The 12,704-nt window shown below is 39.4% G+C and carries 12 protein-coding genes; 9 read left to right on the forward strand and 3 right to left on the reverse strand.

The features are described 5' to 3' along the window. Nucleotides 1–44: 44 nt before the first annotated feature. From H5160_RS18640 to tolC, 3 genes are all read right to left on the reverse strand, one after another. Nucleotides 45–617: a toxin co-regulated pilus biosynthesis Q family protein gene (locus tag H5160_RS18640; protein ID WP_002961954.1), complete on the reverse strand. Its 573-nt coding sequence runs from the start codon at nucleotides 615–617 to the stop codon at nucleotides 45–47. 41 nt (nucleotides 618–658) lie between these two features. Continuing rightward, nucleotides 659–1,588: an LpxL/LpxP family Kdo(2)-lipid IV(A) lauroyl/palmitoleoyl acyltransferase gene (lpxL, locus tag H5160_RS18645; protein ID WP_002961955.1), complete on the reverse strand. Its 930-nt coding sequence runs from the start codon at nucleotides 1,586–1,588 to the stop codon at nucleotides 659–661. Between the two features lie 111 nt (nucleotides 1,589–1,699). Next, a complete protein-coding gene (tolC, locus tag H5160_RS18650; RefSeq protein WP_002961956.1) occupies nucleotides 1,700–3,055 on the reverse strand; it encodes an outer membrane channel protein TolC in 1,356 nt (451 codons plus the stop codon). A gap of 151 nt (nucleotides 3,056–3,206) precedes the next feature. Between tolC and H5160_RS18655 the strand changes: the two genes are divergently transcribed. From H5160_RS18655 to rraB, 9 genes are all read left to right on the forward strand, one after another. Beyond that, nucleotides 3,207–3,833: an NUDIX domain-containing protein gene (locus H5160_RS18655; RefSeq protein WP_002961957.1), complete on the forward strand. Its 627-nt coding sequence runs from the start codon at nucleotides 3,207–3,209 to the stop codon at nucleotides 3,831–3,833. Between the two features lie 26 nt (nucleotides 3,834–3,859). Beyond that, nucleotides 3,860–4,318: a DUF1249 domain-containing protein gene (locus H5160_RS18660; protein ID WP_002961958.1), complete on the forward strand. Its 459-nt coding sequence runs from the start codon at nucleotides 3,860–3,862 to the stop codon at nucleotides 4,316–4,318. Then, a complete protein-coding gene (locus H5160_RS18665) occupies nucleotides 4,305–5,090 on the forward strand; it encodes a metallophosphoesterase (protein ID WP_002961959.1) in 786 nt (261 codons plus the stop codon). The genes H5160_RS18660 and H5160_RS18665 overlap by 14 nt, the downstream gene beginning before the upstream one ends. Continuing rightward, entirely contained in the window at nucleotides 5,075–5,635 is a 561-nt protein-coding gene (locus H5160_RS18670; protein ID WP_002961960.1) for a YqiA/YcfP family alpha/beta fold hydrolase, read from the forward strand. Before H5160_RS18665 ends, H5160_RS18670 begins: the two co-directional genes overlap by 16 nt. 107 nt (nucleotides 5,636–5,742) lie before the next feature. Further along, the gene (gene parE, locus H5160_RS18675) at nucleotides 5,743–7,632 is read left to right on the forward strand and encodes a DNA topoisomerase IV subunit B (protein WP_002961961.1); all 1,890 of its coding nucleotides are present in this window, start codon (nucleotides 5,743–5,745) and stop codon (nucleotides 7,630–7,632) included. 29 nt (nucleotides 7,633–7,661) lie between these two features. Further along, entirely contained in the window at nucleotides 7,662–8,756 is a 1,095-nt protein-coding gene (locus tag H5160_RS18680; RefSeq protein WP_024605067.1) for a sorbosone dehydrogenase family protein, read from the forward strand. A gap of 10 nt (nucleotides 8,757–8,766) precedes the next feature. Further along, a complete protein-coding gene (parC, locus tag H5160_RS18685) occupies nucleotides 8,767–11,061 on the forward strand; it encodes a DNA topoisomerase IV subunit A (protein ID WP_182738330.1) in 2,295 nt (764 codons plus the stop codon). A 162-nt stretch (nucleotides 11,062–11,223) separates the two neighbouring features. Further along, nucleotides 11,224–11,937 (forward strand): 1-acylglycerol-3-phosphate O-acyltransferase, encoded by a 714-nt coding sequence (locus tag H5160_RS18690; protein WP_149603218.1) that lies wholly within the window; start codon nucleotides 11,224–11,226, stop codon nucleotides 11,935–11,937. Further along, complete coding sequence (gene rraB / locus H5160_RS18695; RefSeq protein ID WP_002961968.1) at nucleotides 11,937–12,272, forward strand: ribonuclease E inhibitor RraB; 336 nt, start codon at nucleotides 11,937–11,939, stop codon at nucleotides 12,270–12,272. Before H5160_RS18690 ends, rraB begins: the two co-directional genes overlap by 1 nt. The last annotated feature ends 432 nt before the right edge of the window (nucleotides 12,273–12,704 follow it).

The raw sequence follows: 12,704 nt of genomic DNA on the forward strand, positions 1-12,704 counted from the left end.
TGAAAAACCCAAGCGCTTGCTTGGGTTTTTGTACGTGTAACCCCTTAAACCTTTAGTTTTAAACAGTTTGTACGTACAAATTCTGATGGTAACTCGGTAATAACCGCTGCTCTTTGTTTATGGCAAAAGTAAGTATAAACCTCATGCTCAAAATCATCATTTATAGCGCGTCCAATTTGGTACAGTGCTGAAGTAAAGTTACTGTCTACTCTAAAATGATCTTTAACTACGTAATCTTTACTTAAGTACCAGTAGAGCTCAATCCCCTCGTTTTTAGCATATTGATTAAGTACATCTTTAAGAGTTGTGCCATTTTCAAAGCGCCTAGGTTCAACTTCTCCAGTCCAATTTGTAGGCATTGGATCTACTGTTCGCGCACGTTCAGCCAATACTCTATCCAAGGTTTGTTCTGGTGTTTTAAGTTTTAAAACAAATTGATCTCGTTCTTTATTACTTTTTACTTGGTTACGAATGGAGGAGTAAAAGCGTGATAATCCTTCGGCGGCTGCATTTTTAGATTTTTTAATATCAAATACAGAACCATCACCCACTAAGAAGTATACGGCGAGTGCTATTAGCACGGCTGCAAATGATAAATGTCTAATCCAAAACCACATGATTATTACCCACCTTATTTGTTCCTATTATTGTTATACCATTACTTTTTGTAAAAAGAAGGGGTATTTTTATCCGGTCGAGTTTTAAAGCGACGGTGTAGCCACATGTATTGCTCTGGTGCTGCATTAACAGATTGTTCCATGCGTTGATTTACACGTGTTACATCAGCCTTATCATCACCACTTGGGAAGTTTTCAAGCTCAGGTACTACCTCTAAATGATACTTTCCATTTTCGTCACGACGCGAGATTAAGCTCATAGTTTCGCAGTTTTTACTGCCAGCAAACATAAGAGTACCTGTTGTCGTTGCTGTGTCAGGGACGGCGTAAAATGGCACAAACTCACAGCGGTTACGGCCGTAATCTTGGTCAGGTAAGTAATAGCATACTTTTTTGTTTTTTAATGATTTTAGTAAACCTTTTACATCTTTTCGGCCAATTAGGTATTCGTTAGAACGAAGGCGGCCATTAGTTGTAAAGTATTCCATTAGAGCGTTGTTGTGAGGGCGGTAAAAGCCTAAACCTTGGCATTTTAATCCCATTACACGACTCGCCATTTCAAGATGCAGAATATGAGGTACAAGTAATAAAACACCTTTACCAGATGCCTGTACGCGCTCAAAGTGTTCCAAACCTTTGATTGAGCCATATACACTTTTTACTCGCCACTGCGGCCACCACCAAGCCATGCCGGTTTCAACCATTGCAATGCCGGTGTTTTCCATATTTTTGAGTACAAGGTCTTTTTGATCTGCTTCGCTCATATCAGGAAAACACAGCTTAATATTTACTTCTGCAATATGGCGACGGCGCTTCATAAATTTATGGACTAAGCGGCCAAGTTGCTTACCCATTGCCAGCTGTAGCTTTTGTGGTAGCCAAGAAATTAAGTATAAAAATAAAACGCCAACCCACGTTAGCCAGTATCGAGGGCCTAAAAAAGATGCTTTAAAAGGAGATGAGGTGACCACAAAAATCTCTCTGAGAATAAAAACGATAGTTTAACGCTAAGCGCTATAAAATACAAAAAGCCAGCTACATGCTGGCTTCGAATAAATCTATATTATGTTTAGCTGTAAAAGTTAAGCTGATTTTAAACCTTGGTTTATAGCAACCAAATCTTCACTTGTTAGTGTACCCGCAGCTTGTTTTAAGCGAAGGGTAGATAACACATAACGGTAACGCACATCAGCAAGGTTACGTTTTGCATCGTATAAATTTTGCGTACTCACTAGTACGTCAACAATGGTACGAGTACCTACTTCAAAACCGGCTTCAGTTGCTTTAAGGGCACTTTGAGCTGAAACAACCGCTTGCTCTAGCGCTTTGTAAGTCGCAATATCTGAAACAACTTGATTATAAGATGTAATTACTGTGCGAGTGACTGCGCGGTAATTTGTTTCATAATCTTGGCTCGCTGATACGTAAAACGCACGCGCTTGGTTTGTTGCAGCAACCGTTGCGCCACCTGAATATAAAGGTACGCTAAAGTTAAGCCCAACAGAACTTGAGTCTGAACGCGGTTGGTCATCAAAATTAGCGCCATTTATTTGAGTGTCTGTAAGAGAGTCACCATAACTTGCACTTAGAGTTAGTTTTGGATAATGACCTGCTTTTGCTAATTCAATTTGATCTTTTGCAATATCAACCGTTACTTTAGAGACTTGTAAGTTGATATTTTTATCTTCAGCTACTTTAACAAAGTCGCTTGAGCGCTTAGTTGGTTTAGTTGTTGAGAAAGTATCTGTATTTAAAAAGTCTAATTTTTCGTGATATTTACCAGTTATCTCACGAAGTTGCTCGCGTGCAGTTTCTACAGCATTACTGGCAATAATTTCTTGGGCTACTGAGTTATCAAACTGAGCTTGTGCTTCGTGTACGTCTGTTATAGCTGTTAAACCTACTGCATAACGTTGTTTTGTTTGCTCAAGTTGACGTGCAATGGCACGTTTTTCAGCTTCGACAAATTCAAGGTTATCACTGGCACTTAATACGTTAAAATAACCTTCAGCAACGCGTACAATTAAATTTTGTTTAGCTGCATCATATAGGCCGCTTGCTTGTAGAGCTTGCTTATCGGCAATATCTAAAGTGTTCCAAGCACCTAAATCAAATAATGTTTGGCTTAAACTTACACCACGAGAGAATTGGTCTGTGTCACTTTCAACTTTAACTTGGTTAGATAAGTCGCCAACGCTTTGGTACGACGTTGCATCGCTTTTCGTATAACCCATAGTTAAACCAATTTGAGGTAATAGTGCACTCATCGCCAAATCGCTTTGGTAAGACTGCGCATCGGCTTGGGCTTTTGCTTTTAAAACAGTAGGATCGTTAGCTGTTGCTATTTCAAAAACTTGTAGTAAATCTTCAGCTTTCACTGCTGTAGCACCTAGTGCGCATGATAAACTAACTAGCGCCGCAAGAATGTTCTTTTTCATGTGGGGTTCGGTCCTTAGACAATTTTTGTACTAAAAGCATGTTAACCTGTTTTACTGCATAACAAAAAAAATAATTAGTAAAACAGTATGTTCAAGTGTAACAGAATATATTAACGCATTTTAAAGCTTTAGATAAGTAGGAGGTAGGCACGTGGTTGATAAAAAGCTCGTTCAATTTACACATAAAGATGTAAATTTAAAGCCAATAAAAAACCTTTATAAAGGTTTTTTTCAGGTTGATTTATACCAGTTTGAACATGCTCTTTTTGCGGGTGGAAAATCAGAGCTAATTAGCCGAGAAATATTAGAACGTGGCGATGCAATTGCAGTACTTCCTTACGACCCAATATCAGATACTGTTCTTTTAATTGAGCAAATACGTATTGGCGCTATTAAAAGTAAGCATTCGCCGTGGCTACTAGAATGTATAGCCGGAATGACTGACGGCAGTACGGATTACGAATCAGTTGTAAAAAAAGAAGCGTATGAAGAAGCAGGGCTTGAATTAACTGAACTTGAATTTATGCTTTCATACCTATCAAGCCCTGGTGGTACAACTGAGCGCTTACATTTATATTTAGCGCGTGCTGATTTAAGCCAAGTGAAATCAGGTGTATATGGTCTTGAAACTGAAGGCGAGGATATAAAAACTCATATTTTATCGGTTGATGATGCGCTAATGCGCCTCAATAACGGTGAAATGGATAATGCGGCAACGGTTATTTGTATGCAGTGGCTTGCGCTAAATCGCGAAAAAATGGCAAGCAAATGGGCATAAACTCTTACTAATATTATGGCGGAACTTTGACAGCACAATTAGCAACAAATCGATATATTCAAAGCCTCCCAAAGTATTTAACACTTTGTGAGCATAACTATGTGCGACTATTAAAGTTGTTACCGAGCGAGCGCAATATAGGAAGCATTCGTGAAGTAAAACTTGGCAACAGTGAATTTGCTACAAAAATTGATGGCAGCGCAAAATACACTATGGATATTTCAATTAAGCAGCTAACAGGAATGGTTAAAGGGATAGCGCCGCTGTATTTAACGGCTCGCTTGTATCATGATGCGAAAGTAGCTGAAATTATTCATCACGATTACCATCAACGCATAAAACCATCGTACGGATACCCCAACCCTAAAATGCATCAAAAAGATGAAAAGTATCAACTTAATGCTTTTTTATACGACTGGTTAGTGGCCTGTGTAGAGCACGGGCAAGCAACATTAAATTGGGATGTAAATAATGGCTTGGTTTGATGATACATATACATTTGATAAATCATCATTGTGCATTGCGCATATTACCGACAGCCATTTATTTGCAGATAAAAATGGTGAATATTTTAATGCAAATACTGCAGCTCATTTTGAACAAGCTTTGGCACACATCGCTGAGCAGCCAGTAGATTGCGTAATTTTTGGTGGTGATTTAACACAAGACCATAGTTTCGAATCGTACTTATTATTTAGTGAACTTATAAATGCCAGTGACATCACTTGCCCTGTATTTTGGGTACCAGGTAATCATGATGAACTAGTAATGCTTAATCGCATAAGTGGCGGAAAAATAAATTCGGCTAAACATATTATTGCTAACGGGGTTGAGCTGCTTCTTATTAATTCTAAAGGGCCCACGCCCGCAGGATGGGTTACTGGCGCGCATTTAGATGAAATAACTGATACTTTAGTCAACTCGAATAATAGTAAAGTTATCTTTTGTCATCATAATCCGCTGCCAATAAATGGCTATCTTGATAAGCACTTATTAGAAAATGGTCCACAGCTTTTAAATATTTTAGTTAATAGTAATAATGTATCTGCGCTTTTTCATGGTCATGTACACAACGATTATGAACAAAACTTTAGAGGCTTGCCTATATATGCAAGTCCTGCCAGTTCAGTGCAGTTTGTAAAATACACTCCAAAGTGGGAGCAAAAAAATGCAGGGCCTGCTTACAGAATGCTAAATATAAAGAGTAAAAAAGATAAAGTTGAAGTAAAAACGGAAGTGGTATGGCTAAGCGCGTAATTTATATTCATGGCTTTAATAGTTCACAAAAATCATATAAAGCTGTGCGCTTTGGTGAGCTTATGGCAAACTATGACGTTGATTATTGTGTACCGAACTTAAACCACGAGCCCCTACAAGCTATAATTGAGCTTGAACAATTACTAACGCCAGATACCGTTTTATTAGGTAGCTCGTTAGGTGGTTTTTTTGCCACGTATTTATCGCAGCGTTATCAAATTCCTGCAGTGGTCATTAATCCCGCGGTCGCACCTTATAATTTATTACAGTCGTTACTTGGGCCTAATTATAATCCGTATCAAGATTATCATTACGATTTAAATAACAGTCATATTGAGGCGCTGAAATTACTCGCTGTAGATAAATTAGCACATCCTGAGTTACTGTATTTATTACAGCAAACAGGCGATGAAGTGTTGAACTTTCAACACGCAGTAAAATATTATTCGCAATGCAAGCAATTGATAGAGTTTGGTGGCGATCATAGCTACGTTGAATTTGAACGCACCTTTGCAAGTATTGTAGATTTTCTTAAAATCACGTAAAACTAGTTAGCCTGAACTGAGGTTAGTTACTATATTAACGCTTTAGCGCATATAACAATAAAACTAGTAAACGTATTAGAGCCTTAGCGGATATAAAGACAAAAACTATGAGTGATCAAAATTATAACGCCGAAGCCATTGAAGTACTTAATGGATTAGATCCGGTAAAACGACGCCCAGGGATGTACACCGATACCGTACGCCCAAACCATTTAGGCCAAGAGGTTATCGATAACAGTGTCGATGAAGCTATGGCGGGCCACGCTACTCGTATCGACGTAATTCTCCACGAAGATAACTCGCTCGAAGTGAGCGATGACGGACGTGGTATGCCTATTGATATTCACCCTGAGGAAGGTATCCCTGGGGTTGAACTAATCTTCACTAAGTTACACGCCGGTGGTAAGTTTTCTAATAAAAACTACCAATTTTCGGGTGGTTTACACGGTGTAGGTATTTCTGTAGTAAATGCCTTATCTACACGTGTAGAAGTAACCGTAAGGCGCGACGCTCAACAATACAGAATGGCATTTGAAAATGGCGATAAAGTAGAAGATTTGAGCGTAATTGGTACTGTTGGTAAGCGCAATACAGGTACCACCGTTCGTTTTTGGGCTGATGTTAGCTACTTTGATTCACCAAACTACTCAATTACCAAGCTTAATCATTTATTAAAAGCCAAAGCGGTTTTATGCCCAGGACTGCGTATTAAGTTTGTTAATAAGCAAACAAAAGAAACCAAAGAATGGTTTTACGAAACTGGCTTAAAAGATTACCTAATTGAAGCCGTTAAAGGGTTTGAAACATTACCGCAAGACCCATTTGTAGGTGAATTTAAAAGCTCAATTGAAGGCGCTGATTGGGCTGTTGTATGGCTACCTGAAGGTGGCGAATCAATAGCGGAAAGCTACGTAAACTTAATTCCTACTGCGCAAGGTGGTACACATGTAAATGGTCTGCGCCAAGGCTTGCTTGAAGCAATGCGAGAGTTTTGTGAGTTTAGAAATTTACTACCTCGTGGCGTAAAGCTAACACCGGATGATATTTGGGAGCGTTGTAGTTACGTATTGTCGGTTAAAATGCAAGATCCACAATTTGCAGGGCAAACCAAAGAAAAACTTTCATCACGTTCATGTGCCGCATTTGTATCGGGTGTTGTAAAAGATTCGTTTAGTTTATGGCTAAATGAACATACCGATACCGCAGAATTATTAGCTGAGTTATGTATTTCAAACGCGCAAAGCCGTTTGCGTGCAGCTAAAAAAGTTGTACGTAAACGAGTTACTGCAGGGCCTGCATTACCAGGTAAATTGACCGATTGTAGTGCTGCCGATAATGACCGAACCGAGCTGTTTTTAGTGGAAGGTGATTCTGCTGGTGGTTCTGCTAAACAAGCGCGAGACCGTGAATTTCAGGCAATTATGCCGCTACGTGGTAAAATTTTAAATACTTGGGAAGTAGAGTCGGGGCAAATACTAGCATCACAAGAAGTACATGATATTTCAGTGGCACTGGGTATTGACCCAGAATCAACAGATATGTCGGGACTGCGTTACAATAAGATTTGTATACTGGCCGATGCTGACTCGGATGGACTACACATTGCAACATTGTTATGTGCACTGTTTGTTCGTCATTTTCCAGAGTTAGTAAAAACAGGGCATGTGTATGTTGCAATGCCGCCATTATTTAGAATAGATATTGGCAAAGAAGTTTATTACGCCCTAGATGAAGAAGAGAAAACCGCTATTTTGGCGCGCATAGAAGCCGAGAAAAAACGCGGAAAAGTAAACGTACAACGATTCAAAGGTCTGGGTGAAATGAATCCGTTACAGCTTCGTGAAACCACTATGGATCCTAATACACGACGCTTAGTGCAGCTTACGCTTGATGAAGAAGTAGAAACCATGGAAATGATGGATATGCTACTTGCTAAAAAACGATCGCCTGATCGTCGTCAATGGTTAGAAGATCATGGTAACAAGGCGCTCGTTTAATTGCTTGTGCCTAACACTAGGAGAGACGAATGAAAAAATTACTAGGAAGTTTGCTGTTACTTGGGCTGACTAGCGCTCCTGCAATGGCTAAAAATATACTTGATAAGCTCACCGTAGCACCTGGGTTTGAAATTAGTTTATTTGCAAATGATGTAGAAAATGCACGTCAAATAGCCGTTTCAAAAAAAGGTATTGTGTATGTTGGCTCTCGTAAAGCAGGCAACGTATATGCGCTTATTGATCACAATAGCGACGGCGTAGCAGATAAAAAAATTGTTGTGGCTAAAGGCTTAAACATGCCCTCTGGCATAGCAATTAAAGATGGCGATTTATATGTAGGCGAAGTGCATCGTATTATTCGCTTTAAAAATATTGATACCCAATTAAAAGATCCAAAGTTTGATGTGGTCTATAACAAACTACCGAGTGAGCGTCATCATGGTTGGAAATTTTTACGTTTTGCACCAACGGGAGAATTAATCATTCCGGTGGGTGTACCGTGTAATATTTGTGCTGAGGATGAGCGTTTTGGTCGTATTTTTGCCCTTAATGTAGAAACAAAACAAATAAAAACAATAGCTAAAGGCGTTAGAAACACAGTGGGTTTTGATTTTCATCCTGCTACTCAAGCCTTATGGTTTAGCGATAATGGTCGCGACATGATGGGCGATGATATTCCGCCTGATGAGTTAAACCGTGCAACGCAAGAAGGTGAGCATTTTGGCTTTCCGTATGTTCATGCCGGTGCAATTATTGACCCTGAGTTTGGTGAAGGTAAAAACATTGCCGATTACACATCGCCAGCACTTGCACTTCCAGCGCATGTAGCGCCACTAGGTATTCATTTTTATAACGGTAAGCAATTTCCAGCAAGTTATAAGCAACAATTATTTGTTGCTGAACATGGCTCATGGAACCGTTCTAAAAAGTCTGGCTATAAAGTAGGGCTAGCAACAATCGAAGTAGGTCGCGTAACTAAATATACGCCATTTATTACTGGCTTTATGAAAGACGAAACAACATTTGGACGCCCTGTTGCATTTGCAGAATTAGGTGACGGCAGTCTGTTAGTAAGCGATGATTACGCCAATGTAATCTACCGTGTAAGCTATAAGAAAAACTAGGTAAGCTTTAATGAGTGATACAGATACCTTGCTAATGCAAGGAATTGAGCAACAAACAATGGGGCGTTTTACCGAAGACGCCTATTTAAATTATTCCATGTACGTAATCATGGATCGTGCCCTACCGCATGTAGGTGATGGTTTAAAACCAGTACAGCGTCGTATTATTTATGCGATGAGCGAACTGGGCTTGTCAGCTAACGCTAAGTACAAAAAATCAGCCCGTACAGTGGGTGACGTACTTGGTAAGTACCATCCACACGGCGACAGTGCCTGTTACGAAGCTATGGTATTAATGGCGCAGCCGTTTTCTTATCGCTATCCTTTGGTAGATGGACAAGGAAACTGGGGTGCGGCAGATGACCCTAAATCGTTTGCAGCAATGCGTTATACCGAAGCGCGTTTATCTAAGTTTTCTGAAGTTCTGCTTAAAGAGCTTGGCCAAGGCACCGTCGATTGGACACCAAACTTTGATGGCACCATGGATGAACCTGTAGTATTGCCTTCTCGTTTACCGCATATTTTACTCAATGGTATAACGGGTATCGCCGTAGGTATGGCAACAGATATTCCGCCACATAACGTACGTGAAGTGGCTAGCGCATGTTGTTTATTACTTGATAAACCAAAAACAGAGCTTGAAGAATTACTTGAGCTTGTACATGCACCAGATTACCCAACAGATGCTGAAATAATTACCCCAAAAGCCGATATTCATAAAATATATAAAACCGGTCGTGGGTCTATCAAAATGCGTGCGGTTTACACCGAAGAGCATGGCGATATTGTTATTACAGCGCTGCCGCATCAATGTTCAGGTGGTAAAGTACTTGAGCAAATTGCAGCGCAAATGAACGCTAAAAAATTACCTATGATTGCTGATTTACGTGACGAGTCAGATCACGAAAATCCAACGCGTATTGTAATTATTCCGCGCTCAAACCGCATTAAAGCTGAGCCATTAATGGCGCACTTATTTGCAACCACCGATCTTGAAAAAAATTACCGCGTAAACTTAAACATGCTAGGCCTAGATGGTCGCCCGCAAGTTAAAGACTTGCGCTGTATTTTAAGTGAGTGGCTAACATTTAGACGCGAAACAGTGCGTCGTCGTTTGCAGTATCGTTTAGATAAAGTATTAGCACGTTTGCATATTTTAGAAGGTTTATTAGCAGCCTTTTTAAATATCGATGAAGTGATTGAAATCATCCGCAGCGAAGACAAACCAAAGCCTGTATTAATGGATCGCTTTGATTTAACTGATACGCAAGCAGAAGCTATTTTAGAATTAAAACTTCGTCATTTAGCAAAACTTGAAGAGTTTAAAATTCGCGGTGAGCAAGATGAACTAGCCAAAGAGCGTGATAAATTAGCGCAAATTTTGGGCTCAGAACGTCGTATGTCGACACTGCTTAAAAAAGAAATTCAAGAAGCCGCTGAAATGTACGGTGACGATCGTCGCTCGCCAGTGATTGAGCGCTCAGAAGCGAAAGCACTTAACGAAAAAGATTTAATTCCGTCAGAGTCAGTTACTGTTGTGCTATCAGACAAAGGCTGGGCACGCGTTGGTAAAGGTCATGACTTAGATGTACAAGGCTTAAATTATCGCTCAGGTGACGGCTTTAGAGCCTCTGCTCGTGGTAAGAGTAATCAACCTGCGGTATTTTTAGATTCAGCAGGGCGGGCGTTTGCAACTGATGCGCACAGTCTACCTTCGGCGCGTAGCCAAGGGGAGCCAATGACAGGTCGTTTTAACTTAACACCAGGTGCTAATTTTGAGCACGTGGTAATGAGTGAAGACGAGCAAGTATTGCTTATGGCGTCAGATGCAGGTTACGGCTTTATTACCGACTTTAAAGACTTAGTGAGTAAAAATAAAAATGGTAAAGCGCTGGTAAGTGTCCCTAAGGGTGGAATATTACTTTCTCCTATTAGGGTGAACGATGTTGCTAGTGATTACTGTATGGCTATTTCTAACGAAGGCCGCATGCTTTTATTCCCGCTACGTGACTTACCAAAACTTAGCAAAGGTAAAGGGAATAAGATTATTTCTATTCCTGGAGCTAAAGTACAAGCCCGTGAAGAGTTTGTAAAAGTGCTTGCTGTTGTGCCACAAGGAAGCAGTGTTACGCTTCATGCTGGTAAGCGTAAACTAACGCTTAAACCATCTGATTTAGAGCATTATCATGGTGAGCGAGGGCGTAGGGGTAATAAACTACCGCGCGGCTTACAGCGTGTTGACGAAGCCGTTGTTGAGCTAACCCCACAAGATGATGTACCAATAGAAGCCATTAACGAAGAGTAACCAATTACTTTTTTGTATAAATAAAAACGGTCTGCATTTGCAGGCCGTTTTTGTTTTAAAGTAAAGAGCTTGCATATTTCAGCGTACACTTGTGCGCTATTGACTCGTCTGTGTCACAAAATAACGCTATAATAATCATAATTGATCTTTGGAGAAACTCATTTGCTAGCTGTTATACGCGTTTTTATTATGCTGATGTTTATATTATTCAGTTGTATTTTTGGTTTATTACTTTCGATTGTAAGACCATTTCATCCCAATAATGTACATATTATAGCGGGCTGGTTTGGCTCAATGGCTAAAATGATTGGCGTTAAATTAGTTTTAACACGTCATAAAGATGCAATTGATGCAGGCCCTGCAGTTTATGTTGCTAATCATCAAAATAGCTACGACTTATTTACAGTGCCTGCAATGGTGCCTAAAAACTGCGTAAGTTTGGGGAAAAAGAGCTTAAAGTGGATCCCATTTTTCGGTCAGCTTTATTGGTTGTCGGGTAATATATTAATAGACAGATCGAATCGCTCCAAAGCAGCGGGAACTATCTCCAAAGCAGCCGAAAAAATTAAAAATAATGGCTTATCTGTATGGATGTTTCCAGAAGGCACACGAAGCTATGGAAGAGGGTTGCTACCGTTCAAAACAGGTGCTTTTCACACCGCAATGAGCGCAGATGTACCCATAATTCCGGTATGTATGAATACAACACATAAAACCATTAAGCTAAATCGTTGGGATAATGGTACAATTTACATCGAAATGTTAGCGCCTATACCGCTTGATAAAGAAATTAGCGCGCGTGAGCATGCTAAAAGCGTGCATAGCATTATGGCTGCTAAAATAACTGAATTAGATGCTCAAGTGAGAGAAAAATAATGGAAAACTGGCGTGAAATAAGTGAAGACATCGTAAGTTCACTACTAGAAGATGGATCAGATCCTGAAATACTTTATGAAGTAGAACACCATTTTGTGTGTGAAGACTTCCCTAAACTAGAGCAAGCTGCATTGGCTGCTTTTAAATTAGGCTACGATGTTGAAGAGCCAGCAGAGCTTGAGCTTGAAGATGGCAGTAAAATTTGGAGCTTTGACATTGTAGTTGAAGCTGAGCTAGACGTAGACGTTATTATGGAAGACGTTGATAAGCTAGCGCAACTAGCCGTTGAGTGCGATGTTGAATACGACGGTTGGGGCACTTACTTTCAAGAGTAATTAATTACCCAGCATTAGAAAAATAGTAAAGGCGAGCATTTAACAATGCTCGCCTTTTTTTAGTTTTACTCCCTGTTTAAGCTTTAAATACACTCATTAGCCTCTATATAAATCAAAAATGCACATTACCAATTTAAATCTGGTTATTACCAATTTGAAATTAGTCTTTAATTTATCTCTATTTTTATTTTTTATTCATACTAAATTAATATTGTCCATAATTATTGGTAAGCAGTGTTATTTATTTTTTAGTACTTATGTCTGAAATTAAAATTTATTTTTAAAAATTAATTCGTTACTTAATAAAATCTAATGTGTTGATTAAATTGAAAATTAAATTTGTTTTTAAGTGGTAATAAAGATGTAAGTAATACTTATTTGCTGTACCACACTGTGTTGACATATTGGTAACAATAAATATAACCTTTACCC

Origin of the sequence: Pseudoalteromonas sp. SG43-4, assembly GCF_014164325.1 — a bacterium.
Lineage (GTDB): Bacteria > Pseudomonadota > Gammaproteobacteria > Enterobacterales > Alteromonadaceae > Pseudoalteromonas > Pseudoalteromonas distincta.

What these genes read in the sequence shown, in the direction of transcription:
- H5160_RS18640 (WP_002961954.1), bottom strand. Translation starts at nt 617, where the DNA reads ATGTGGTTTTGGATTAGACATTTATCATTTGCAGCCGTGCTAATAGCA.
- tolC (WP_002961956.1), bottom strand. Translation starts at nt 3,055, where the DNA reads ATGAAAAAGAACATTCTTGCGGCGCTAGTTAGTTTATCATGCGCACTA.
- H5160_RS18665 (WP_002961959.1), top strand. Translation starts at nt 4,305, where the DNA reads ATGGCTTGGTTTGATGATACATATACATTTGATAAATCATCATTGTGC.
- H5160_RS18670 (WP_002961960.1), top strand. Translation starts at nt 5,075, where the DNA reads ATGGCTAAGCGCGTAATTTATATTCATGGCTTTAATAGTTCACAAAAA.
- parE (WP_002961961.1), top strand. Translation starts at nt 5,743, where the DNA reads ATGAGTGATCAAAATTATAACGCCGAAGCCATTGAAGTACTTAATGGA.
- H5160_RS18680 (WP_024605067.1), top strand. Translation starts at nt 7,662, where the DNA reads ATGAAAAAATTACTAGGAAGTTTGCTGTTACTTGGGCTGACTAGCGCT.
- parC (WP_182738330.1), top strand. Translation starts at nt 8,767, where the DNA reads ATGAGTGATACAGATACCTTGCTAATGCAAGGAATTGAGCAACAAACA.
- rraB (WP_002961968.1), top strand. Translation starts at nt 11,937, where the DNA reads ATGGAAAACTGGCGTGAAATAAGTGAAGACATCGTAAGTTCACTACTA.